Raw genomic sequence first — 22,926 nt, 5'->3', positions numbered from 1 at the left:
CTGTCCTGTTAGAGGTCCGCCAGCGGGTTCTGGTCCCACGGCGCCTGAAAGAATGAATCGAGCAGATCCCGGGGCACATCGCGGGTACACGGGAAGGCCCAGGCGGGATTGCGGTCCTTGTCCAGCAACAGGGCGCGGACACCCTCGGCAAACTCGGGGTAGCGCACCACGTTGGTGGCGAGCACCAGTTCCGCCTGGAACACCTCGCGCAGGGAGGCGTGGCGGGTCTCCTGCAGCTGGCGGCTGATCCACAGCGCCGCCAGCGGCGAACCGTGGGCGAGGCCGTCGCGGGCCTTCGCCAGCCAGGGGTCGTCGGTCTGCTGGCTGCCGATCGTGTCCACTACCTGGTGTACGTCATCGCCGTCACAGAGGGCATTGATCAGCCGCAGGTGCGGTTCAACCTGGCCACCGGGCATGCTGCCAACGCTCTGCTCGGTCAGCGGACGCAGGATGTGGCGCACCTGGGCGTGGTTGGCCACGGTGTCGTCGCCCCAGCGGCTGCGGCGCAGCTGCTCCAGCACCGCGGCCTTGTGTTCACTGCCAATGAAACGGTCCGCGATACCCGTGAAGACGGCATCCGCGGCATTGATCGACGCCCCGGTCAGGGCCAGGAACTGGCCCGACTTGCCGGGCATGTGGTTGAGGAACCAGCTGCCGCCCACGTCCGGGAACAGGGCGATGGTGACCTCCGGCATGGCGATGCGGGTGGCCTCGGTCACCACCCGGTGCGAGCAGCCGGCCATGACCCCGAGACCGCCGCCCATGACGATACCGTGGCCCCAGCAGATGATGGGCTTGGGCCAGGTGTGCAGGGTGTAGTTCATGCGGTATTCGCGGGCGAAGAAAGCTTCCGCCTCCTCGCAGGGACCTCCCGGGGTCGCGGTGGCGGAGCGGTGCAGGGCCTGCACGTCACCGCCGGCGCAGAACGCCTTCTCGCCACTGCCGTCGAGGAACACCGCGGCGATGCTCGGGTCGTCGCGCCAGGCATCGAGCTGCTGCTGCAGCGTATCGACCATCTCCAGGGTGAGGGAATTCAGGGTTTTCGGCACATTGAGAGTCAGGCGGCCCATTCTCAGGTGGGCGCACTCGAGCTCCTCGATAATTACAGCTGCGTCTGACATGGTTCGGTCCTTAACGGTTCTTCCACTCGGGCTTGCGCTTTTCCAGGAAGGCGTTGACACCCTCGCGCTGGTCTTCGGTGGAGAACAGGTCCACAAACAGGTCCCGTTCCAGCGCCAGGCCGCTGCTGATCTCGATGTCCCGGCCACTGTGGATCAGTTTCTTGCAGGACGCCACGGCGCCGGGGCTCTGGCCGCCCACCTGCTCGGCCAGGGCCAGCGCCCGGGTCAGTGCTTCGCCTTTGGGCACCACTTCTTCCACCAGCCCGATGCGCAGGGCGGTAGCGGCGTCCACCCGCTCGCCGCAGAGAATAATGCGCTTGGCCCAGCCCTCGCCCACCAGCCGCGCCAGGCGCTGGGTGCCGCCGGCACAGGGCAGCAGGCCGACCTTGGCCTCGGGCAGGGCCATCTGCGCCTGCTCCTCGGCGATACGGATATCGCAGGCCATGGCCACTTCCAGGCCGCCGCCCATGGCAAAGCCGTTGACCGCCGCTATGGAGACCCCGCGGAAATCCGCCAGGGTCTCGAAGGCTTCACCGAAGTACTCCGCCATGCTGCGGGCGGTATTGGGGTCGCCGTCGGCAAACAGCTTCAGGTCCGCACCGGCGGAGAAAAACTTGTCGCCGGCACCGGTCATGACCAGGGCAAAGATCGCATCTTCCCGATTGAGCTTGTTGACCAGGTCGCGCAGGGCGGGCAGGCTCTCGGTGTCCCAGGTATTGGCCGCCGGATTGTCGATGGTGACCAGGGCGGTGTGGCCGCGGACTTCAACCTTGAGTTTGTCGGATGTGCTCAGGCTCATTTTATTACCTCCAGTGCGCCGTCCATTAGCATTTTGCGGGCCACGATAACCCGCATGATTTCGTTGGTGCCTTCAAGGATCTGGTGTACCCGGGTATCGCGCACATGGCGCTCCATGGGGTACTCGCGGATATAGCCGTAGCCGCCGAACAGCTGCAGCGCGTCATTGCAGACATTGAAGCCGACATCGGTGGCAAACCGCTTGGCCATGGCACAGTAGGTGGAAGCCTGCGGATCCTTGTTGTCCAGCTTGCTGGCGGCGAGGCGCACCATCTGCCGGGCTGCGACCAGCTCGGTGAGCATGTCCGCGAGCTTGAACTGGGTGTGCTGGAAATCGGCGATGGCGGTGTCGAACTGGCGCCGCTCCTGTACGTAGGCAGCCGCCTCTTCCAGCGCCTGCTGGGCGGTGCCAACGCTGCAGGTGGCGATATTGATACGCCCCCCGTCCAGCCCCATCATGGCGATGGCGAAGCCCTGCCCCTCCTCGCCCAGGCGGTTGCCCACCGGCACCCGCACATTGTCGAAGGTGACCATGCGGGTCGGCTGGGCGTTCCAGCCCATCTTCGCCTCTTTCTTGCCGTAGCTGATACCCTCGGCATCCGCTGGCACCAGCAGCGCGGTAATGCCGCGAGCCCCGTTGTCGCTGGTGCGCAGCATTACCACCAGCACATCGGTGTCGCCCGCACCGGAGATGAAGACCTTGCTGCCGTTGATGACATAGTCGTCGCCGTCGCGCTTCGCCGTGCTGCGCAGGGACGCCGCGTCGGAGCCGGCGCCGGGCTCGGTCAGGCAATAGGACGCGAGTTTCTCTCCGCTGACCAGCGCCGGGCACCAGCTGTCGATGACGGCATCAGTGCAGTAGTTGCCGATCATGCTGGTGGCCATGTTGTGGATGGTCAGGAACGCGGCGGTGGTGGTGCAGCCGCGCGCCAGTTCCTCCACGATCAGGCTGGCATCGAGCCGGCCCAGGCCGAGGCCGCCAGCGCGCTCCGGGGTGTACATGCCCATGAAACCCAGTTCACCCGCCTGGCGCAGCGCATCCTTGGGAAAGATTGACTCCTCGTCCCACTTGGCTGCGTTGGGCGCCAGCGCACCCTCGGCGAAGGAGCGCGCACTGTCAATAAAGGCCTGCTGTTCTTCGGAAACCGAAAAATCCATGCTGCAGCCCCCCTTAAAAGCGGTTCATGACTTTGCCGAACAGCTCCTCGTCACTGGGGACCACCTTGGTTTCGGCCAGCGGCTTGGACACCCAGGTCTCGTTGATCAGGTCGCGCCAGGTGATGTTGTGGTTGATACTGTTGCCACCCCAGGAACCGCAGCCCAGGGAGAAGGTCTGGCGCATGCCGTTCCACAGGTTGCCGCTGTTGGAGGCGGCCTGGGGCTGGTTCACCATCACCCGCGAGGTGCGCGTGGCCAGCGCCAGCTTGAGGATATTGTCATCGTTGTTGGAATAGATACCGCAGCTGTGGCCCTGGCCCTGGTAGGCCTGGATGCGGTTGGTCAGCTCGATGGCCTCGTCGATGTCCTTGACCTTGTACAGGGCCATGGTCACGGTCAGCTTTTCCCCGGAGAAGGGGTAATCCGGCCCGGTGCCCACTTCCGGCACGATCAGGAACTGCTTGCCTTCCGGCAGGTCGATGCCCGCCCGACCGGTGATGGTGGTGGCGTGCTGGGCGACGATGTTGGGGTTGAGGTGCCCGTCCACCCAGATGACATTCTGCAGCTTCTGCTTGTCCTCACCCTCGATAATGTAGCCGCCCTCGCGCTTCAGCTTTTCCAGGAATTCGTCGTAGATGGATTCGAATACCAGCACCGAATTGTCCGAAGAACAGGACGCCGCCAGGTCCAGGGTCTTGGAGATGCGGATTTTCTCGGCCGCCTCGTCCAGGTTGGCGCTGTCGTCCACCGTGATCACGGCGTTGCCCACGCCGACGCCCAGGGCCGGGGTACCGGAGGAGTAGGCCGCGCTGACCATGGCCTCGCCACCGGTTGCCAGGATGCGGTCGCACTGGCGCATCAGTTCGTTGGTCTTGTCCAGGGAGGGTACGTCGATGCTCTGTACCAGGTCCGCGGGGGCACCCATGGCGACGATGGCCTCGCGCATGTAGTCGCAGATCATCTTGTTGGTCAGTTTGGCGCGCGGGTGCGGGGCGATGATGATGGCGTTGCGTCCCTTCACGGCGGAGATCGCCTTGATTACCGGCGTGGCTTCCGGGTTGGTGGACGGCGACAGGGCACCGATGACACCCACCGGCTTGGCAATCTTGACGATGTTGCGGACCGGGTCTTCCTCGATCACGCCCACGGATTTGTCGTTGATGATGTCCATCAAGGTCGCACGCGTCTTGCGGTGGATCTTCAGGAACTTGCCGTCGTAGTTGCCGAGCTGGGTTTCCTCCACGGCAAAATGGGCGATCTTCTCGGACACGCCTTCACGAGCCACCGACCACACCATGGCGGTGATCAGCTCGTCGACCTGCTCCTGGGTGTAGTGCTCGATGGCCGCCTGTGCCGCTCTTGCGCGCGCCATCATCGCGGCGATTTCCTGCTGGACTTCGTTACCTTGCTGGACTTCCTGGACCTTGGCCATGACTCGAACTCCTGTCGTGCTGCTTGCGGATCGGGGACCCCGTCACCTGACTATAGACGGGATTCTTATGTTAGCCGGAAAGGATACCGAGGGCGGGCGCCGGGGCAAAGGGACTAAATTGCGGTTAACATGGACCATATTGCGGCCATATCGCCACTTTATAGCTGTTTTCGGCTTATTGGCCCGTCAGGTCTGTGTCGGGAAGCGGTCGAGGAAGGTGCCGAATTCCGCTGCCGTCAGGGCTTTGCTGATCAGCCAGCCCTGTACATCGCAGCTTCCCATGGCGGCCACAATCTGCAATTGCTCCGGGGTTTCCACGCCCTCGACCACGATCTCCAGGCGCAGGGCGCGGGCCATCTGGAAGATCGCCGAGACCACGGCGGCCTGCTCCGCCTCCCGCTCTATCCCGGCAACAAACATGCGGTCTATCTTCAGAGTATGGACGGGCAAGCGCACCAGGTAGTTCAGTGACGAGTACCCGGTGCCGAAATCGTCGATCGCAATGCGCACGCCCAGCGCGCGCAGCTCGTGCAGCCAGCTGGCCGTGCTCTCGAGGTCCTCGACCAGGCTGCTCTCGGTCAGCTCGAACACCAGGTTCCTCGCCGCATCGGGATTGGCAGCCAGCACCTCACGGGTGCGCTGGAGAAAAACGGGATCGCGCACCTGCAGTGCAGAGACGTTGATCGAGAGATCAAATGATTCCGGCAACTGGCCCGCCCACGCGGACAGCTGGTTGACCGCGGCCTCGAGGATCCAGTCGCCCAGGGGCAGGATCAGGCCGGTCTCCTCCGCCAGCGGAATAAACGCATCGGGGTAGCGCAGGCCACTGGGGTGGCGCCAGCGCAGCAGGCACTCGGCGCCCACCACCCGCTGCCGCGCGCTGTCCACCAGCGGCTGGAAATGCAGCTCGAATTCCTGGTTCTTGAGCGCCGCGCGCAGCTCCGACTCCAGCTGCAGCTTGGAGAACACCTTGCGATTGTGCGCCTCGGTATAGAACGCGTAGCGGTTCCGGCCCGACTGCTTGGCATCAAACATCGCCGTGTGTGCCCGCTGCACCAACACGTCGAAGTTGTCGCCATCGTCGGGGTACACCGAGATGCCCATGGACGCGGTCAGGCTGAGTCGCCCCCCATCGGGCAGGTCGCAGGGCTCGGCAATCGTGGCGAGAATCCGGTCCGCCACCCTGGCGGCGTCCAGCGGGTCGGTGAAATTGCTGAGTACCACCACGAACTCGTCGCCGCCGAAGCGCGCCAGCTGCATTCCCAGGTGCTCCAGCCCAAGGCTTTCGTCCCTGGCGACCAGGTCGCAGGGGCGCACCGCACTGGCGAGCCGCGAAGACACTTCGCGGATCAGGCTGTCGCCGATCGCGGGGCCGAGCGTGTCGTTGATGTGGCGAATACCGTCGAGGTCCAGCATGCAGACAGCACAGCGGTATTCCTGCCGGGAGGCACCGGACAGCAGCTTCACCGCCTGCTGCTCCAGCAGGCGGCGGTTCGCCAGTCCGGTCATTTCGTCGTAGTGCGCCAGACGGTGCAGTTCCTGCTGGATGCGCTGGCGTTCACTGGTGTCCTGGAGAATGGCAATGAATACGCTGGGATCGTCATCTTCCGAATACAGCAGGGTGCCCTCGGTAGGATAGACGGATCCATCCTTGCGCCGCATCTGCAGGGAGAACTTCTCCTGCTGGTGCAATCTCACCTGCTCCAGCATACCGGCCAGCCCCCGGGCGGAGCCGTTGTGCAGCACTTCGGTAAAGCTCATGCCCTGAAGCTCTGCCTTGCTGTAGCCGAGGTTGCGCAGCGCGCTCATGTTCTCGTCGAGCAGCAGGTGGGTGTCGGCGGTGAATACCAGGATCTCGTCGGGGGACTGGTTGATAACGCGGGCAAAGCGATCGGCGGAACGCTGCACGGCGACGCCACTGGCGGCGCGCAACGCATACTGGGCCCGGTAGGCGAGCGCTGACCAGTTCACCGGCTTGGAGACAAAATCCCAGGCCCCGATGGAAAAGGCGCGCTGCTCGGCGTCCGTCTCGTTGAGCGAGGTCAGGACAATGATGGGCGTATTCTTGAATTTCGGACGGCGGCGGATCTGGCGGCAGACTTCAAACCCGTCCATGCCGGGCATGATGATGTCGAGGAGGATGATATCCGGCGCAATCTGGTCAATCCTTGCCAGGGCATCGGCGCCACTGAGGGCCGTGGCCACCGTGTAACCCTCGGATGCGAAGAAGGTTTCCGCCAGCAACAGGCTGCCGGGATCATCGTCGACCGCGAGCATGACATAACCGGCGGCTGCCTGCGCATCCTGCGAACCGGGGTCACCTGACATGAAAAGAGATTTATTGATAGCGGCCGAAACCCATCGCAGGCATACAGTAGCGGAAGCCACGAGTGTGCGGGCCGTCATCACGCCTGTCAACCTGGGGCGGGATTCGGCTATCCTGTCGTCTTTTGGGCTTTCTATCCAGCGGGAGCAGGAATGGCCTGGTTAACCCTGACAATGTCCCTCGGCGGACTGGGACTACTACTGCTTGGCATGGGCATGATGACCGATGGCCTGAAGGCCGCGGCGGGCACCTCCCTGCAGGCATTTCTCGAGCGTTCCACCCGGACCCGCATGCGGGCCGCCCTCGCCGGCTTCGGCATCACCGCACTGGTGCAGTCCTCCAGCGCCGTGATCGTCGCCACCCTGGGTTTCACCAATGCTGGCATGCTGCGCCTGAAGCAGGCCGCCTGGGTGGTTTTCGGCAGCAACGTGGGCACTACCATGACGGCCTGGATCGTGGCCCTGATCGGCCTGCGGCTGAAGGTGGAAATTGTCGCCCTGCCGCTGATCGGTATCGGCATGCTGCTGAAGCTGTTCTCCGGCAGTGGCCGCGGCGCCCACATCGGCGTTGCCCTGGCGGGCTTCGGCCTGCTGTTCCTGGGCCTGGGCATGCTGCGGGACGCCTTCATCGACGTCGCGGACTGGATACCCATTGCCCAACTGGGCACGCCCGGGGTCAGCGGAATCATGCTCGGCGTGTTGTTCGGAGCGCTGCTGACAGCCCTGATCCAGTCCTCCTCGGCATCGCTGGCAATCATCCTGACCGCCTCGGTCACCGGCGTGCTGACGCCCCTGCTGGGGGCGTCGCTGGTCATCGGTGCCAACATCGGCACCACCGTTACCAGCCTGCTGGCGAGCATCGGCGCCACGGCCAACGCCCGCCGGCTGGCCGTGGTCCACGTCACCGAGAAATTGCTGACCGCGGTGATCGCGCTGATTCTGCTGGGTCCTTTGTGGTGGATATCCCAGCAGATCGTCGGGGTTGGGGAGCGGATCAATATCAGCACCGGCCTCGCCCTGTTCCACACCCTGTTCAACCTGCTGGGCCTGCTGCTGATGTGGCTGCTGGCGGACCAGCTGCTGCGCCGCGTCGAGCGCTGGATCAAGCAGCCGGAGCTGAGTTCGGAAAAACTGCGCTACCTTGACGATACCGTGCTCGAGGTACCGGCGATGGGTGTCGGCGCGATGCACTCGGAGATCAAGCGCGTCTTCAAGCAGCTGCTGGCCCGGGGAGGCAAGATCATCAACCCGGTGGCGGAGCCGGCGCCAGAGGAAAGCATACACACCGGCGTCCTGCTCGCGGCGATTGCCGAGTACGGCAACCGCATCGGCGCCAGGAATCTCAACAACGGCCTGTCGGAAACCTTCCTCAACCTGTACTGGGCCCGGGAGGAATGTGTCCAGCTGCGTGACATCATGCTGGAGCTGGCGGAGCTGCCCCAGGCGGATATCAACGACGCACTCACCCCGATGCTGCGGGAGGCATTCCTGCGCATCATGCGCAGCGGCGAGCTCAAGCAGATGGACATCAAGCAACGCGCCGTGCACCTGAAGGACATCAAGCGCCTGCGCCGGCAGCGCCGGGCGGAGTTGCTGGACCAGATTGGCAACGGGCTGATCACGGCGCCCGTGGCGACCCGCTACCTGCATATCGTCGCCCTGTTCGAGGACGGCGCGAAGCGCATCCTGCACATAGCCGAAGTCATTTACCCGGAGCCGGAACAGGAGCGGGAACCGGTGCCGGAGACAGCCGAGGCCGCGGCCTGAGAAGGTACAAGTATTTGCGCCATCCGCGTTCCTCTCCAGGCCCGCACAGCGAAACTGTCGCGGACAGGGCCCGTGAGCCGGGACAATGGCACCACACTAACGGAATGGATTGACCATGCGCCCACTGCTGTTACTGACCCTCGCCTGCCTGCTGGGCTCACCCGCGCTCGCCACCACCGTCAGCGACGAGCGACTGCTCGCGGCCGACCGCGATGCCGACAACTGGCTCAGCCACGGTCGCGACTACAGCGAACAGCGCTACTCCCCGCTGGCGGAGGTCAACGCCGAAACGGTCGCCGAACTGGGCCTGGCCTGGTATTTCGAAACCGATACCCGGCTGGGACTGCAGACCACGCCGCTGGTGATCGATGGCGTGCTGTATTTCACCGGCGCCTGGAACACCGCCTGGGCCCTGGATGCCGCCAGCGGCGCGCTGCTGTGGAAATTCGACCCCGAAGTTGCCCGCAGCAAAAGCATCACGGCCTGCTGCGGCGCCATTAACAGGGGCCTGGCGGCCTGGGGCGACCTGCTGTTCATGGGCGCCCTGGACGGGCGCCTGATCGCCATCGACCGCCACAGCGGACAAATGCGCTGGTCCACCCAGACCACCGACCCGGCGGAGCCCTATGCCATTACCGGGGCGCCCCGGGTGGCGCGGGGCAAGGTATTCATTGGCAACGGCGGCTCCGAATTCGGCACCCGCGGCTATGTCAGCGCCTACGATGCCGCCACCGGTGAATTCGCCTGGCGCTTCTACACCGTGCCCGGCAATCCCGCCGATGGCTTCGAAAACGAGGCGATGGCCCGCGCCGCGGAAACCTGGAGCGGTGAGTGGTGGCGCTATGGTGGCGGCGGCACTGTCTGGGACAGCATTGTCTACGACCCGGATTTCAACCAGCTCTATTTGGGGGTGGGCAACGGCGCACCCCACAACCGCCGGATTCGCAGCCCCGGCGGCGGCGACAATCTGTTCCTCACGTCCATCGTCGCCGTGGACCCGGACACCGGCGAATACCTATGGCACTACCAGCAGGTGCCGGGGGAAACCTGGGACTACACCGCCAGCCAGCAGATGACCCTGGCGGAAATCCCCTGGCAGGGAGCGCCGCGCAAGGTGATCCTGCACGCGCCCAAGGCCGGCTTCGTCTATATCATCGATCGCGCCACCGGCAAGCTGCTGTCGGCGGAGCCCTACACCACGGTCACCTGGGCCAGTGGCTACGACATGGACAGCGGCCGGCCGCGGGAAAACCCCGGGCAGGACTACGCCGGCGAGCCGGCCATGGTGTTTCCATCCGCCATGGGCGGGCACAACTGGCACCCCATGGCCTACAGCCCCGACACGGGCCTGCTCTACATCCCCGAGCTGGACATGGGCATGCTCTACGATGAAATCGCCCCGGTTGACTACCAGCACCTGAAGCGCCACTACAACACGGGCTATGAGCTGAGCCACGAGACCTACTCCCAGCGCTTCACCCAGGCCATGCTCCGGCACCTGCCGAAGTCCCACCTGCTGGCCTGGGACCCGGTGCGCCAGCAGGCGGCCTGGAAGCTACCCCACCCGAACATCCACAACGGCGGCGTGCTGGCCACCGGCGGCAACCTGGTATTCCAGGGCACCTCGGACGGGCGCTTCATTGCAGTACAGGCGGACAACGGCAAACTGTTGTGGACATTCGAGGCGCTCAACAGCGTCATGGCGGGCCCGGTGAGCTACCGGGTCAACGGCGAGCAGTATGTCGCAGTAGCCGTCGGTCGGGGCGGCGCGCTGACCATGAACACAGGGCGCAGCTTTCCCACCGGCAATCCCAACAATCGCATCATGGCCTTCAAGCTCGGCGGCAGCGCCAGTCTGCCAGCGACCCCGGCCGCGGAGCGACCGGCACCACCGCCACAGCTCGAGGCGACAGCGGCGGACCTGGAGCAGGGCCGCGCCGCGTTCAACCGCTACTGCGCCCGCTGCCACGGTGCCGACGTGGTCGGTGACGGCTCCATCCCCGACCTGCGCTACCTGCCCGCGGTCTGGCACGAGAACTTTGCCGCGGTGGTGCTGGAGGGCCTGATGGAGCAGGCCGGCATGCCGCGGTTCGACGATGTGCTGGACGCCGCACAGGTGGGGCAGATCCACGCCTACATCATTGCCCGGGCCCACGAGGACCACGCCCTGCGCCAGGAACAGGGCTGGCTGGGTGCGATGAAGGATTACGCTACCGATATCTCCGCGCGTGTGGCAGCATGGCTGGTACGTTTCCAGGTCAGGGACGACTGAAGCCGGAGGGCTCGCCGGCAGGGAGATTGACCATGTGGACAGCCTTGTCACGCTCCACCCCATGGTGCAGCGCCTCCCTGTTCTGTGCCGGCATGCTGGCCAGTCTGCTGGCAGCCGCGGAGCCGCCGCGGCCCAATATTGTGCTGATCCTGGCCGATGATGTCGCGCTGATGGACTTCAGCGCCTATGGCGGAGAGGCCCACACCCCCAACATCGATGCCCTGGCCGAGCGGGGGGTTCTGTTCGCCAACTTCCACGCCACCCCCATGTGCGCCCCCTCCCGGGCCATGCTGCTGACCGGCATGGACAATCATCTGGCCGGGGTCGCCAGCATTCCCGAAGTGCTGCCGCCGGAACACCGGGGCCAGCCCGGCTACAGCATGCACCTGGAGCCCGGCGTCGAGACCATCGCCACACGCCTGCAGCCGCTGGGCTATCGCACCCTGATGACCGGCAAATGGCATCTGGGCCACGGACCGGGCCAGCTCCCCAACCACCACGGCTTCGACCGCTCCTTTGTGCTCGACGCCTCCGGGGCGGACAACTGGGAGCAGCGCCCCTACCTCCCTTTCTACCGGGAGGCGCCCTGGTTCGAGGACGGCGAGCCCGCCACCCTGCCCGCGGATTTCTACTCCTCGGCATTTATCGTCGACAAAATGCTGGAATACCTTGAGGAGGCGCCGGCCAGGGAGCAGCCCTTTCTCGCCTATCTCGCGTTCCAGGCGGTGCACATTCCGGTACAGGCACCCCGGGAGTTCAGCGACAACTACCGCGGCGTCTACGACGCTGGCTGGCAGGCGCTGCGCAGTGCCCGCTGGCAGCGCGCGCGGGACCGCGGCCTGGTACCCGCGGACGCTCCGCTGGCACCCATGCACCCCGAGCTGGCGACCTGGGAGGAACTGGACGCCGATGAACGCCGCCTCTTCAGCCGCCGCATGGAAGTCAATGCCGGCATGATCGAGGCCATGGACCACCACATCGGGCGCCTGATCGCCTACCTGCAACGCCGGGGCCTGGACGAGAACACGCTGTTTGTCGTCAGCTCGGACAACGGGCCCGAAGCGGCAAATCCCATCGACTCGGGCATGATGCGACTGTGGATGCGACTGGTGGGTTACGACGCCGCCACCATCGACACCCTGGGCGAACGGGGGAGCTATGGCTTTATCGGGCCGGCCTGGGCCAGCGCCGCCGCCGGACCCAGCGACCTGTTCAAGTTTTACAGCGGCCAGGGGGGACTGCGGGTGCCGCTCATCATCGCCGGACCGGGCATCCAGCCTGACAGCCTGCAGCCGGCCTTTGCGGTCGCCACCGACATCGCCCCCACCCTGCTGGACCTGCTGCAGCAGCCCGTTGCTGAGGCCATGACCGGTCGCAGCCTGCTGCCCCTGCTGCGCGGTGAAGCGGACCGGGTCTACCCGGCGGATGCCGCCACCGGTATCGAAACCGCGGGCAATGCCGCGCTGTTTCTGGGCGACTACAAGCTGGTACGCAACCTGCCGCCCTTTGGCGATGGCAGGTGGAAACTGTATCACCTGGCAACGGACCCGGGGGAAACCCGGGACCTGGCTCCGGACCAACCGGCCCTGTTCGCGCATATGCAGCAGGCCTACGCCGATTACGCGCAGCGGGTCGGGGCCCTGGACATGCCACCCGGCTACCAGCCCCTGCAACAGCTGCAGGCCAACTCACTGCGCCTGCTGGCCGCCAGCTATTGGCCGTTTTTGCTGAGCTGTATTACGGTATTGCTGTTGTTGTTGGCAGTGCTCTGGCGTATTCTCGCGCGTTTTGTAAAGCGGCGGGGCTAAACTGAAACACCTGCATCTCCCATCCCTGGCCCGGATCGCCTGGCTGCTGCTTGCGCTGCTCGCGGCCGGGCCGGTGGCGAGCCTCAATCCCGATCGTCTGCCCAGCCAGTACCTGTATGACCGCTTCGGGCGCGAACATGGCCTGCCCTCCGACACCGTCTGGATCGCCCGCCAGGGGCCCGAGGGCTATCTCTGGCTGGGCACAAAGAATGGCCTCGCGCGCTTCGACGGCGTCCGCTTCACGATCTTCAACAAGCAGAATCAAACTGCCTTCCGCTCCAACGATATTCGCGATATTGAAGTCGCGGCGGATGGCAGCCTGTGGCTCGCCACCTACGGTGGCGGTGTGCTGCACTTCGCCGGTGGCGAATTCACCGCCCTGACCACCGCTGACGGCCTCGCCGACGACATTGTCCACGATGTCTACCTGGCACCCGACGGTGCGGTCTGGTTCGCCACCGGCTTCGGCGTTTCGCGGCTGCAGGCCGGCAAACTCCAGAGCTGGAACATGGCGGACGGGCTTACCGACAACCGCACGTTCCGCATTCACGCTGACGGCACCGGCGGGGTCTGGATCGCCACCCTCACCAACGGCCTCAGCCACTTCGACGGCACGAACTTCAACAATTTCAGCGAGGGCAGCGGCCTCGACTCCACCCAGGTCCACCTGCTGTTCGCGGACCCGGAATTCGGCCTCATCGCCACCACCATTACCGGCACCACCTACCGGCTGACGGCCCAGGGTCCCGTGGTCCACGAGAGCGCCAGCCTGCAGCAGAAGCTGCCGGTGCACGCCGCCATTCGCGACCGCGACGGCAGCCTCTGGCTGGGCACCTATGGCCGGGGTCTGTGGCGTCTCGGCAGCGACGGCGCACTGCAGCAATTCACCCTGACCACCGAGCGACCCGGCTATGTGTTCGAGCTGCTGGAAGACCGGGAGGGCAACATCTGGGCCTCCACCATGCACGGTATCTACCGCCTGCGCGACAGCAGTTTCCTGCACTACGGCCAGCCGGAGGGCCTCGCCGAGGCGATATTCGTCGTTACCCAGAGCCCCCTGGATGACGCTATCTGGGCCGGGTCGGAAGGCAGCGGCCTGTTCCGGCTGGCCACGGACGGCACGGTGAGCCGCTTCGATATGGCGGGCGGGCTGTCCAACAACAATGTCTCGGCACTGCTGGCGGAAGCCGATGGTACGGTCTGGGCCGGCACTTTCGGTGGCGGCCTCAACCGCATTGGCAGCGATGGCGCCATCAGCCATTTTACCGTGCAGGACGGCCTCCCCAACAACCACATCATGGGACTGCAGCGGGATCGCGAGGGCAAACTGTGGGTGGTCACCGACGGCGGCATGGGCACGCTCGATGAGGCCGCGGGCAGTTTCCAGCTGCGCGAGGACTTACCGGGTACCGTGCTCCGGCAGATCACGGAAGACCAGCTGGGGCGCCTGTGGCTGACCAGCAACAGTGGCCTCATCCAGCTGGCAGCGGACACCATTACAGTGTGGGACGAGTCCACCGGGCTGGGAAGCGACCTGGTCAGCACCACTTACGTTGACGCGGAGGGCGTGGTCTGGGTGGGTAGCCGGGAGTCCGGCCTGGCGCGCCTTGAAGGCGAGGAGCTGTTCCAGTTCTCCAGCGAACACGGGCTGCCGCAGCTGTCAGTGCTGGCAATCCTGGAAGATGACGCGGGCAGACTCTGGATGAGCGGCGCCGACGGCCTGGCCAGCATTGCCCGCGCCGACCTCAACGCGGTAGCCCGGGGCGACCTGCAGCGGGTCAGTGCACAGCTCTATACCGAAGCGGACGGGCTGCGCTCAGCCCAGTTCCTGGGAGGGTTCCAGCCCGCCGGCTGGCGCGCCCGCGACGGCCGCCTCTGGTTCGCCTCCAATCGCGGCCTGGTGGCGCTGGCGCCCGGCACCTTCGAGCAGCGGGGCGTACCGGGAAAGCCAATCCTTGAACAGGTCCGGGTCAACGGCAAGCCGGTCGCCCTGGCCAATCCGCTGCGCCTGCCACCCGGTGCCAGCGGCCTGGAAGTGGATTACACGGTACCGCGGCTGGGCGCCCCGCACACGCTTCAGTTCCGCTATCGGCTGGAGGGATTCGACCAGGACTGGCACCGGGTGGGGAGCCGCCGGACCGCCTACTTCACGGGCCTTACGGCGGGCCAGAAAACCCTGCGCGTGGTCGCCACGGACAATCAGGGAGCGGATGACCTCACCGCGGAGGAGGCCACCCTGGTCATCGTGCGTGCGCCCTTCTGGTACCAGACCTGGTGGTTCCGGGTACTGGCGGTGCTGGGAGCGCTGCTGCTGGCCTCCGGCCTGTACTACGCTGCTGGCCGCCAGGCCCTGCGCCGCCAGCGCCGACTGGAACGACTGGTGGACCGCCGCACCCGGGAACTGCAGATTGCGCTGAACCGGGTGGAGGAAATATCCCGGACCGACAGCCTGACCGGCGTTGCCAACCGCCGTTTCCTCGACGAGATTCTCGACAGTGCCTGGCAGCAGTGCGCGCAACAGCACGCGCCGGTGAGCGCACTCATGCTGGATATCGATTACTTCAAGCAGTACAACGACAGCGCCGGACACGTCGCCGGCGACAAGTGCCTGCGCCAGGTAGCCGAGGCCCTGCAGTCGGGCGTGTTGCGGGATGAGGATGTGGTGGTACGCTACGGCGGCGAGGAGTTCCTCGCCCTGTTACCCGGCGCGGATGCCCGCGCTGTCGCCAGCGTCGCCGAGCGCATACAGCGCCTGCTGCGGGGCCTTGAGATTACCCACCCTGACAGCCCGGTCTCCCCCTTCCTTACCGCCAGCCTGGGATGCGCCACTGCCTGGCCGGCAGAAGCGGGGACGCCGGACGACCTGATCCGCAGCGCCGACGCGGCCCTGTACCAGGCCAAGAGCAGGGGCCGCGATCGCATCGCGGTCAGCGGCGAGGCCTGACCGCTATTGCGCGTAGCCGGGCGGCGCGGTGAAAGCCCGGTGATGGCGTTCCAGCAGACGCGCCACCGCCAGTGTCGTGCGGTCCCCAAGGTAGCGTGAAACCACCTGTACTCCCACCGGCAGCCCGTCAAGGGTCAGCCCCGCCGGAACCACCGTGGCCGGCAGGTAGGCATTGATGGTGAGCCCCGCCCAGCGCAGAAGGTCCGTATAGGGCCGCGTTTCGCCGTCGACCACGAGGCTGCGCTGGAGCATGTCCGGCGTGTGGTCGTGGGGAAATGCCGGCACGTGCACGCAGGGGCACAGCAGGACATCGAATTCCCCGAAAAAGCGCGACCAGGCCTCCCGGGTGTGCAGGCGGATTTCGTTCTGCTCCAGCCAGGCGCTGTGGCTCAGGGCGACGCCCCGCATCTGCAGCATCGCCTCGCTGTAGTCCGCCGGATCAGCGGCGGCCACCGCCTCCGCCGCCAACGCCCGCACGGAGTCGGGCAGAGTACCTGCCATGACTGCCATCAACAGTTGGACATAGTTGCGATGGTTGGCCTCGGGATCAATGTCCGGCCGCGCCTCCAGTTCAACCCGCGCACCCAGGTGCTGCAGGGTGCCGGCCACGCTGTTGATACAGCGCTGCACCTCACTGCCCACCGGACAGAAGGGGTCGTCCGCCCACACTGCAACTCGCAGGCCGCCAATGTCCCGGAAACTGGGCGGCGGCAGCTCTACCCGCCAGGCTGGCGCATCGCTGCTGTCGGGGCCGAGCAACAGGTCCAGGGCCTGCTCCAGATCGTCCACGCAGGTCGCGAGGGGGCCCGCCACCGTGATATCGAGCTCCGACAGCACCCCCTCCCCCGGCGGCAGGTGACCGGCATAGGGAACAATGCCAAAACTGCTCTTGTGCCCGAACACGCCGTTGAAATGGCTGGGGGTGCGAATCGAGCCACCGATGTCACTGCCCAGCTCCAGCGGGGTCAGGCCCGCCGCCAGCGCCGCCGCTGCGCCGCCGGAGGAGCCGCCGCAGGTCCGCGCCGGATTCCAGGGATTATTGGTGACGCCGTAGACCTCGTTATAGGTCTGCAGGTCGGCGGTCATGTAGGGGACGTTGGTCTTGCCGAACACAATGGCGCCGGCATCAATATACCGCTGTACCGCGGCGGCATTGGTTGCGGGAATATTGTCGCGGCAGTCGGGGATGCCGCCAACGGTAACCAGGCCGGCAGTGCAGAAGGAGTCCTTGATGGTCAGCGGCACGCCGTGCAGCGGCCCCCAGTCCTCACCCCTGGCAGCCGCCGCATCGGCTGCCGCCGCCCGCTCGCGCGCTCGCTCCGTATCCAGGGCCACCACCGCATTCAGGCCTTCGTTGAAGCGCTCAATGCGGGCGAGGAAAAAGTCCAGCACCTGTATCGAGGACAGGTGTCCGGCCTTGATCTCCCGTGCCAGTTCGAAAGCGCCGCGATAGAGTATCTGCATGTCGTCCTGCCTGTCTCTCGTAGTGGGTTCAGATTCGGTAACAGGGTTGGTAGTCGTGCTCGCCCTCGCCCAGCTTCATGCGCTTCTGCTTCACCAGCATATGCAGCAGCCGGTCCATACTGCGCAGCAACCGCGGCTCGCCGTGCAGCTGGTAAGGCCCGTGCTTGCGCACCTGCTCGATGCCAAAAGTCTTGACGTTGCCGGCGACCAGACCGGAGAAGGTCCGCCGCAGCTGCGCCGCCAGCTCGTGCCGCGGCAGCTCATCGCGCAGCTCCAGCGCCGCCATGTTGGCATGGGTGGGAACGAACGGCTGCTGCAGGTCACTGGTGATGGCCAACTCCCAGTTGAAATAGTACGCTTCCTTGGCCTTGCGCCGGCGGGAGTGCTGCTCCTGGACCGCCTTGCGCACGGTGCGGCCAACCTCGTGGTGGTCGCCGAGGATGACCTGGTAATACTGCCTGACCTGCTCCCCCAGGCAGTCGACCAGGAAACGCTCCAGCTCGACAAAATACTGCTCGCAGTGCGCCGGACCGGTGAGCACCAGCGGCAGGCTTGAGTCGTTGTCCGGGTGCATGAGAATGGCCAGCAGGTAGAGGATTTCCTCCACCGTGCCGACACCACCCGGAAACACCACAATCGCATGGGCCAGGCGCACAAAAGCCTCCAGCCGCTTTTCGATGTCCGGCATGATCACCAGCTCGTTGACGATGGCGTTGGGCGACTCGGAGGCGATAATGCCGGGCTCGCTGATACCGATATAGCGGCCGTTCTTCATCTGCTGCTTGGCGTGGCCCACCGCGGCGCCTTTCATCGGCCCCTTCATGGCGCCAATACCGCAGCCGGTGACGATATCCAGTCCGCGCAGGCCCAGGGCATAGCCCACGTCCTTGGCGTAGTCGTACTCCTCTCGCGGAATAGCGTGGCCCCCCCAGCACACCACCAGCCGCGGGGGCACGTCCGGGCGCACGACGCGGGCATTGCGCAGGATCCGGAACACCAGGTCGGTCGCCGCCGAAGCCGACTCCGCCGGTTTCGTTCCCAGCTTGATATCGGTGTAGACGATGTCGCGGAGGGCGGAAAACAGGTGCTCCTGGATCCCGCGAATCATGCGCCCGTCGACAAATGCCTGCGCGGGAGCGTTGCACAACTCGAGGCGCAGGCCGCGCGGCTGCGGCACCAGGTGCAGGTCGAAATCCGAGAAATCCGCATAGATTTCCGCGGCATCGTCCTTGTTGCTGTCGGTATTCAGGATAGCCAGGGCACAGCGCCGGTACAGGTCGAACAGTTCGCCCCGGGTGGTGGTAAAGTCCTCGATCTCGCCCCGTGAGAGCAGGTTCAGCGAGTTTATCGGGTTGAGAACAGCGTGCGCGAGCTTGTTCATGTCAGCCGCCCTCCGGGAAATCACCCCAGTCCCGGGACAGCGGTATTTCCAGAGCGTTGGCGCCAGCGCGGCCGGGTTGCCCGACCATCTCGTCGTAGGCACTTTCGTGGCGCAGATACAACTCGGGCGCAGCCACCCCCGCCAACTGCTGCTTCATCGCCGTGAGGTTGCGGGTGCGCAGTGGTTTGCCCTCCGTGTCCGCCACCAGGAACGTTTCCTCGCCGAACGCCGCGTAGGCAATATAAATGCTGAAATCCAGCGAGTGCACGATGACCCGGGTCAGGCCCACACTGTTCTGTAGTTGTTGCAGAGTGATTTTCATCGATTACCTCAAGGTCCTTTTGAATCCTGCCGCGGTATTCTGTGAATACTAACCTACTATCCGGCGTTCGCCCTCCCTCCGGCGTCAGCATCCCCTATTCGCCAGCCATTGCCGTTGCGGGCCGCTTGTCATCCGATTCTGCTACCATCCACTGATTGCCCACCCGAAGGAGAGACCCCAATGCCCAGAGTCCTGCTGTACCTGATCGGCATCCCGCTGCTGCTGGTGGTTGCCGCCGTTCTGTTGCTGCCACTGGTGCTCGACGAGGACAGGCTGGTTGCACTGGCCACGGACACCCTGGAACAACGCAGCGGGGCCCGGCTGGAGGTGCGCGGCCAGGCGGGCCTCAGCCTGTTCCCCCGCCTGGCGCTGCGCCTGACGGACACCGCGTTGCAACTTCCCGGCGAGGGCCAGCCCGACATCAGTGTTCGCGAGCTCTCGGTCGAGGTGTTCCTGCGGCCCCTGCTGTCGCGGGAGGTCGTGATCAAGGGGCTGGAACTGGATGGGCTGGTGCTGACCCTGCCGGCGCAGGAAGCCGCCCCCGATGCCGACCCCGCCAGCTTCTCCGATGCCCAACTGGACGCCTTCTACGCGGCGCGGCAGCAGGCTATGCGCGAGGCTGCGGAAACCGGCGCCGGGGCGGTAATCGGCGCACCGCTGGCCCTGAACGTCGCCAGCCTGCGACTGACCGATGCGCGTGTCATCATGCAACAGCCCGCCGGCGCGGAACCCCGGGTGCTGGAGTTGCCGGCCCTGATGGCGACCGATCTCAACCTGGAGGGCAAACCTGCCTCCCTGACCCTGCAACTGCGTGTTCCCGGGGAACAGGAGCTGGCACTGGATCTCGCCACCGTGTTCAGCGCAAGCGCCGACTCGCAAGTCCTGACCCTGCAGGAACTGGAGGCCGGGCTCAGTGGCGCGACGGTGACGCCGCTGACCCTGCGGGCCACGGGCACCGTCAGACTCGACCAGCAACTCGCCGAACTGGAGCTGGAACTGGAGAGCGGGCCGACCCAGGGCAATGGCACCGTGCGCTATGCCGGGCTGGAAAGTCCACAGGTGGACGCCACGCTGCGCCTGAACCTGCTCGACCCGGCGCTGCGGCTGCTGGCGGGTCCGGAAGCGGCCACCAGCGCAGCCAGCGCCGCCGCCGATGGCGATGCCCCGCTGCCCCTGGGTGCGCTGCGCCTGGCTGATACCCGCGCCGACCTGCGGATCGAGCGAGCCGTGCTTGGCCCCCACACCGTGGAAGATCTGCGCCTGCGCCTGCGCGCGGTGGAAGGAGTGGCGACCTTCGATACCATTACCGGGACTGTCCACGGCGGCAAGGTCAATGCTACCGCCACCCTGAATGCTCGTCGCAGCACCCCCACCCTGACCACCCGCGGCGAGTTGGCCGGGCTGGATACCAGCATCCTGCTGGCAGCACTGGAAGCACAGCCGGTACTGTCCGGCAAAGCCAACGCCAACTGGCAGCTCACCAGCCGGGGCAACAGTCGCAATGCCCTGGTCTCCGGCCTCGAGGGCGATATCCGCCTCGACACCGAAAGTCTCGCCCTGGAACAGCTGGGCGTAGAGCGCATGCTGTGCAAGGTGATCGCCCAGGTAAACCAGCAATCGATGCAGACCGAGTTGCCCGAACGCAGCGATTTCGACACCCTGAGCGTCCGCATCCGGCTGGCCGGGGGCGAGGCGCTGCTGGATCCGCTGCAGGCCACCCTGCCCCACCTCGGCTTGCGCGGCGATGGCAAGATGGATCTGCTCAGCAATGATTTTGTCGCCACCTTCCAGGCCCGGCTGGCACCGTCACTGGGGGAGCTGGACCCGGCCTGCCGGGTCAACGAGCGGCTGACCGCGATCGACTGGCCGGTGGAATGCCGCGGCCAGCTTGGGGGCGAACCCGGCGACTGGTGCCGGGTGGACAGCGAGGCCATCATTGCCGACCTCGCCCGCAATGAGCTGGAAAGCAAGGTCAAGGAAAAAGGGGGGCGCCTGTTGGAGCGCCTGCTGAAGCGCTAACCGCCAGAAGAGGAAAAACCAATGGGTAATACCGTCTCCCTCCGCGCCCGTACGGGACTGCTGTCCCTGTCGCTGCTGCTGGCAGCCAGCCTGCCTGCGCTGGCGCATGCGGCACCGTCTGGCGCGACCGGCCCTGCCGCGGTACCACCGGACCCGGCCCGACAGCTGATCGCCAATCTCAACCTGGAGGCCGCACCGAGTGCCGTCAGCAGGCACCCGCGCTGGGAACCGGCCCGGGTGGTGGTGTCCCTGCCCCGCGGCATGGGCGACGACCGTTTTCTCGGGCAACTGCGGGCGGCAGCGGGAGACCTGACTCTGGTCGTGGACGATTCGGGGGCCTATGTGCCCACCCGGGAAACTCTGGCCGGCGCCGATGCCTACATCGGTTTCTGCACCAGCGACATGCTGGCCAACGCCGACCCCGGTTTGTTGTGGGTACACAGCTACACCGTGGGCATGGATCGCTGCAGCGACGCCGGCGAAGCCCTGCGGGCGGACCGCATCTTCACCAACAACAAACGCCTGTCGGGACCCACCATAGCGGAGCACGGCATTGCCATGTTACTGGCGATCAGCAGGGGCCTGCCCGCCTACAGCGCCGCGCAGGCCGAGCGCCAGTGGCGCCGGGAGCTGTCGACAGGGCTGGCCTTCGGTGAGCTGGCCGGCAAGACCCTGCTGGTGGCGGGTCTCGGCGGCATCGGGACCGAAGTGGCGCGCCGTGCTCACGGCCTGGGCATGCGGGTCACCGCCACCCGCAACTCCTCCCGGGAAGGACCGGACTTCGTGTCCTATGTGGGACTGGCGGACGAACTGGGCAAACTCGCCAGCGAGGCGGATGTGGTGGTTAATTCGCTGCCGCTGACAGAGGAGACCGCGGGCCTGTTCGACGCGGACCTGCTGGCGCAGATCAAGCCCGGAGCAATTTATATCAATGTCGGCCGCGGCCAGACCACGGACACTGCCGCCCTGGTCGCCGCGCTGCAGAGCGGGCAGCTGTACGGTGCCGGCCTGGATGTAACCGACCCGGAGCCATTGCCCGAGGACAGCCCGCTGTGGCGGTTGCCCAACGTAATCATCACCCCCCATGTCGCCGCCGCCGGCGGTGACAGCCTGCAGCGCACCGCCCTGATCGCGGCTGAGAACCTGCGCCGCTATGTCAGCGGCGAGCCGCTGCTCAACCTGGTGGACATGAAAGCGGGGTACTGACCAGGGCGCTTCTTTCGCTCTCCTGCGGTAGTTGGCGCCATCCTCCGATCCAGGGCGGCTCAAGGACGGCTGCCCCTGGCGATACTGTCTCGGCCCGATAGTTGCATGTAGCCATCGGCATACAGTGATGAAATGGCCGAACTTGTTCTCCCCCGTGCGGTGGCCGCATTTGATGTAACGCGATTCTTGGGGTTTCGCTGCGGCGCGGCTAATATACTGTATATAAATACAGTACCGGAGGCCTTGTCATGGGCATGCCAGCGACTGTGGAAGACTGGCCCCGGCGGCTGAACGGGGCGCAGCTGGGGCAGGCGATCACGCTCCTCTCGGCACAAATCAATGCCGCGAATCACCGCCTGCTGCGGCTGATCGCCGAGTTTGATCGTTCTGGTTTTTGGCGCGAGCAAGGCACCATGCGTTCCTGTGCCCACTGGCTGGTGGCCCACTGCGGCATCACCCTGGGTGCCGCCCGGGAGAAGGTGCGGGTGGCGCGGCAGCTGGCCGTGCTGCCGGAGGTCAGTGAGGCCTTTTGCGACGGCGACCTCTCCTACTCCAAGGTGCGCGCCATCACGCGGGCGGCCTGCGATCAGGCGGCCACGCCGGAGAACGAGGGCTTTATGGTGCACCTGGCACAGCAGAACAGTGCCGGGCATCTGGAAAGGCTGGTGAGCCGGTACGAACCCGTCGCGGAGCCGGGGCTGGAAGGCTTGCTGGACTGCGGGCCGGAGCAGCTAGCCGCTCGCGGTGGTTCAGACGGGGCCGCTGCCGGCGGTATGGCAGATGATACCGCTGCGGATGATCCAGCTGGGGGTGACTCCCCGCCGGCAGCGGCCCCGTCTGAACCACCGCGAGCGGCTAGCTGCTCCGGCCCGCAGTCCAGCAAGCCTTCCAGCCCCGGCTCCGCGACGG

The 22,926-nt window shown here is 65.8% G+C and carries 15 protein-coding genes; 7 read left to right on the top strand and 8 right to left on the bottom strand.

The window, feature by feature from the left end; all coding sequences use genetic code 11:
• Window positions 1–8: 8 nt before the first annotated feature.
• The 5 genes from RJQ10_RS18975 to RJQ10_RS18955 all read right to left on the bottom strand — a co-directional run bounded on the left by RJQ10_RS18975 (window position 9) and on the right by RJQ10_RS18955 (window position 6,837).
• Window positions 9–1,121, bottom strand: coding sequence for an enoyl-CoA hydratase/isomerase family protein (locus RJQ10_RS18975; protein WP_350149051.1), 1,113 nt, complete (start codon window positions 1,119–1,121; stop codon window positions 9–11).
• A 10-nt stretch (window positions 1,122–1,131) separates the two neighbouring features.
• Window positions 1,132–1,920, bottom strand: coding sequence for an enoyl-CoA hydratase (locus RJQ10_RS18970; protein WP_350149049.1), 789 nt, complete (start codon window positions 1,918–1,920; stop codon window positions 1,132–1,134).
• Entirely contained in the window at window positions 1,917–3,077 is a 1,161-nt protein-coding gene (locus RJQ10_RS18965; protein WP_350149048.1) for an acyl-CoA dehydrogenase family protein, read from the bottom strand. Before RJQ10_RS18965 ends, RJQ10_RS18970 begins: the two co-directional genes overlap by 4 nt.
• 13 nt (window positions 3,078–3,090) lie before the next feature.
• Entirely contained in the window at window positions 3,091–4,509 is a 1,419-nt protein-coding gene (locus RJQ10_RS18960; protein WP_350149047.1) for an aldehyde dehydrogenase family protein, read from the bottom strand.
• 186 nt (window positions 4,510–4,695) lie between these two features.
• Window positions 4,696–6,837 carry a putative bifunctional diguanylate cyclase/phosphodiesterase gene (locus tag RJQ10_RS18955; RefSeq protein ID WP_350149045.1) on the bottom strand — a complete coding sequence of 714 codons (2,142 nt, stop codon included), beginning with the start codon at window positions 6,835–6,837 and terminating at the stop codon, window positions 4,696–4,698.
• A gap of 150 nt (window positions 6,838–6,987) precedes the next feature.
• On the opposite strand from RJQ10_RS18955, the gene RJQ10_RS18950 reads away from it, so the two are divergent.
• From RJQ10_RS18950 to RJQ10_RS18935, 4 genes are all read left to right on the top strand, one after another.
• Window positions 6,988–8,601, top strand: coding sequence for a Na/Pi cotransporter family protein (locus RJQ10_RS18950; protein WP_350149043.1), 1,614 nt, complete (start codon window positions 6,988–6,990; stop codon window positions 8,599–8,601).
• Between the two features lie 115 nt (window positions 8,602–8,716).
• Complete coding sequence (locus RJQ10_RS18945) at window positions 8,717–10,873, top strand: PQQ-dependent dehydrogenase, methanol/ethanol family (protein ID WP_350149041.1); 2,157 nt, start codon at window positions 8,717–8,719, stop codon at window positions 10,871–10,873.
• 32 nt (window positions 10,874–10,905) lie between these two features.
• Window positions 10,906–12,681 (top strand): arylsulfatase, encoded by a 1,776-nt coding sequence (locus RJQ10_RS18940; RefSeq protein ID WP_350149039.1) that lies wholly within the window; start codon window positions 10,906–10,908, stop codon window positions 12,679–12,681.
• Between the two features lie 73 nt (window positions 12,682–12,754).
• Entirely contained in the window at window positions 12,755–15,625 is a 2,871-nt protein-coding gene (locus RJQ10_RS18935) for a diguanylate cyclase (protein WP_350149037.1), read from the top strand.
• Between the two features lie 3 nt (window positions 15,626–15,628).
• Here RJQ10_RS18935 and RJQ10_RS18930 read toward each other — a convergent pair whose 3' ends face one another.
• Genes RJQ10_RS18930 through RJQ10_RS18920 form a run of 3 tightly spaced genes read right to left on the bottom strand, consistent with a single transcriptional unit; the run spans window position 15,629 to window position 18,792 of the window.
• The gene (locus RJQ10_RS18930; RefSeq protein WP_350149035.1) at window positions 15,629–17,089 is read right to left on the bottom strand and encodes an amidase; all 1,461 of its coding nucleotides are present in this window, start codon (window positions 17,087–17,089) and stop codon (window positions 15,629–15,631) included.
• 28 nt (window positions 17,090–17,117) lie between these two features.
• Complete coding sequence (gene ppnN, locus RJQ10_RS18925) at window positions 17,118–18,470, bottom strand: nucleotide 5'-monophosphate nucleosidase PpnN (RefSeq protein ID WP_350149033.1); 1,353 nt, start codon at window positions 18,468–18,470, stop codon at window positions 17,118–17,120.
• Window position 18,471: 1 nt separating this feature from the next.
• Entirely contained in the window at window positions 18,472–18,792 is a 321-nt protein-coding gene (locus RJQ10_RS18920; protein WP_350149031.1) for a DUF6482 family protein, read from the bottom strand.
• Window positions 18,793–18,972: 180 nt separating this feature from the next.
• Here RJQ10_RS18920 and RJQ10_RS18915 point away from each other — a divergent pair, with 180 nt between their 5' ends.
• The 3 genes from RJQ10_RS18915 to RJQ10_RS18905 all read left to right on the top strand — a co-directional run.
• On the top strand, window positions 18,973–20,811 hold the full coding sequence (locus tag RJQ10_RS18915; protein WP_350149029.1) for an AsmA family protein: 1,839 nt from the start codon (window positions 18,973–18,975) through the stop codon (window positions 20,809–20,811).
• A gap of 21 nt (window positions 20,812–20,832) precedes the next feature.
• Window positions 20,833–22,017 carry a D-2-hydroxyacid dehydrogenase gene (locus RJQ10_RS18910; protein ID WP_350149027.1) on the top strand — a complete coding sequence of 395 codons (1,185 nt, stop codon included), beginning with the start codon at window positions 20,833–20,835 and terminating at the stop codon, window positions 22,015–22,017.
• A 248-nt stretch (window positions 22,018–22,265) separates the two neighbouring features.
• Window positions 22,266–22,926, top strand: a 661-nt coding sequence (locus RJQ10_RS18905; RefSeq protein WP_350149025.1) for a DUF222 domain-containing protein, incomplete at its 3' end; no start/stop codon positions are given.

The organism is Haliea sp., assembly GCF_040222615.1.
Lineage (GTDB): Bacteria > Pseudomonadota > Gammaproteobacteria > Pseudomonadales > Halieaceae > Haliea.
Note: the sequence above shows the minus strand (reverse complement) of the source record. Positions and strands in the feature narration are given on the sequence as shown.

Coding starts and splice junctions, on each gene's coding strand:
- RJQ10_RS18975 (WP_350149051.1), bottom strand. CDS start 1,121: ATGTCAGACGCAGCTGTAATTATCGAGGAGCTCGAGTGCGCCCACCTG.
- RJQ10_RS18970 (WP_350149049.1), bottom strand. CDS start 1,920: ATGAGCCTGAGCACATCCGACAAACTCAAGGTTGAAGTCCGCGGCCAC.
- RJQ10_RS18965 (WP_350149048.1), bottom strand. CDS start 3,077: ATGGATTTTTCGGTTTCCGAAGAACAGCAGGCCTTTATTGACAGTGCG.
- RJQ10_RS18960 (WP_350149047.1), bottom strand. CDS start 4,509: ATGGCCAAGGTCCAGGAAGTCCAGCAAGGTAACGAAGTCCAGCAGGAA.
- RJQ10_RS18955 (WP_350149045.1), bottom strand. CDS start 6,837: ATGTCAGGTGACCCCGGTTCGCAGGATGCGCAGGCAGCCGCCGGTTAT.
- RJQ10_RS18950 (WP_350149043.1), top strand. CDS start 6,988: ATGGCCTGGTTAACCCTGACAATGTCCCTCGGCGGACTGGGACTACTA.
- RJQ10_RS18945 (WP_350149041.1), top strand. CDS start 8,717: ATGCGCCCACTGCTGTTACTGACCCTCGCCTGCCTGCTGGGCTCACCC.
- RJQ10_RS18940 (WP_350149039.1), top strand. CDS start 10,906: ATGTGGACAGCCTTGTCACGCTCCACCCCATGGTGCAGCGCCTCCCTG.
- RJQ10_RS18930 (WP_350149035.1), bottom strand. CDS start 17,089: ATGCAGATACTCTATCGCGGCGCTTTCGAACTGGCACGGGAGATCAAG.
- ppnN (WP_350149033.1), bottom strand. CDS start 18,470: ATGAACAAGCTCGCGCACGCTGTTCTCAACCCGATAAACTCGCTGAAC.
- RJQ10_RS18920 (WP_350149031.1), bottom strand. CDS start 18,792: ATGAAAATCACTCTGCAACAACTACAGAACAGTGTGGGCCTGACCCGG.
- RJQ10_RS18915 (WP_350149029.1), top strand. CDS start 18,973: ATGCCCAGAGTCCTGCTGTACCTGATCGGCATCCCGCTGCTGCTGGTG.
- RJQ10_RS18910 (WP_350149027.1), top strand. CDS start 20,833: ATGGGTAATACCGTCTCCCTCCGCGCCCGTACGGGACTGCTGTCCCTG.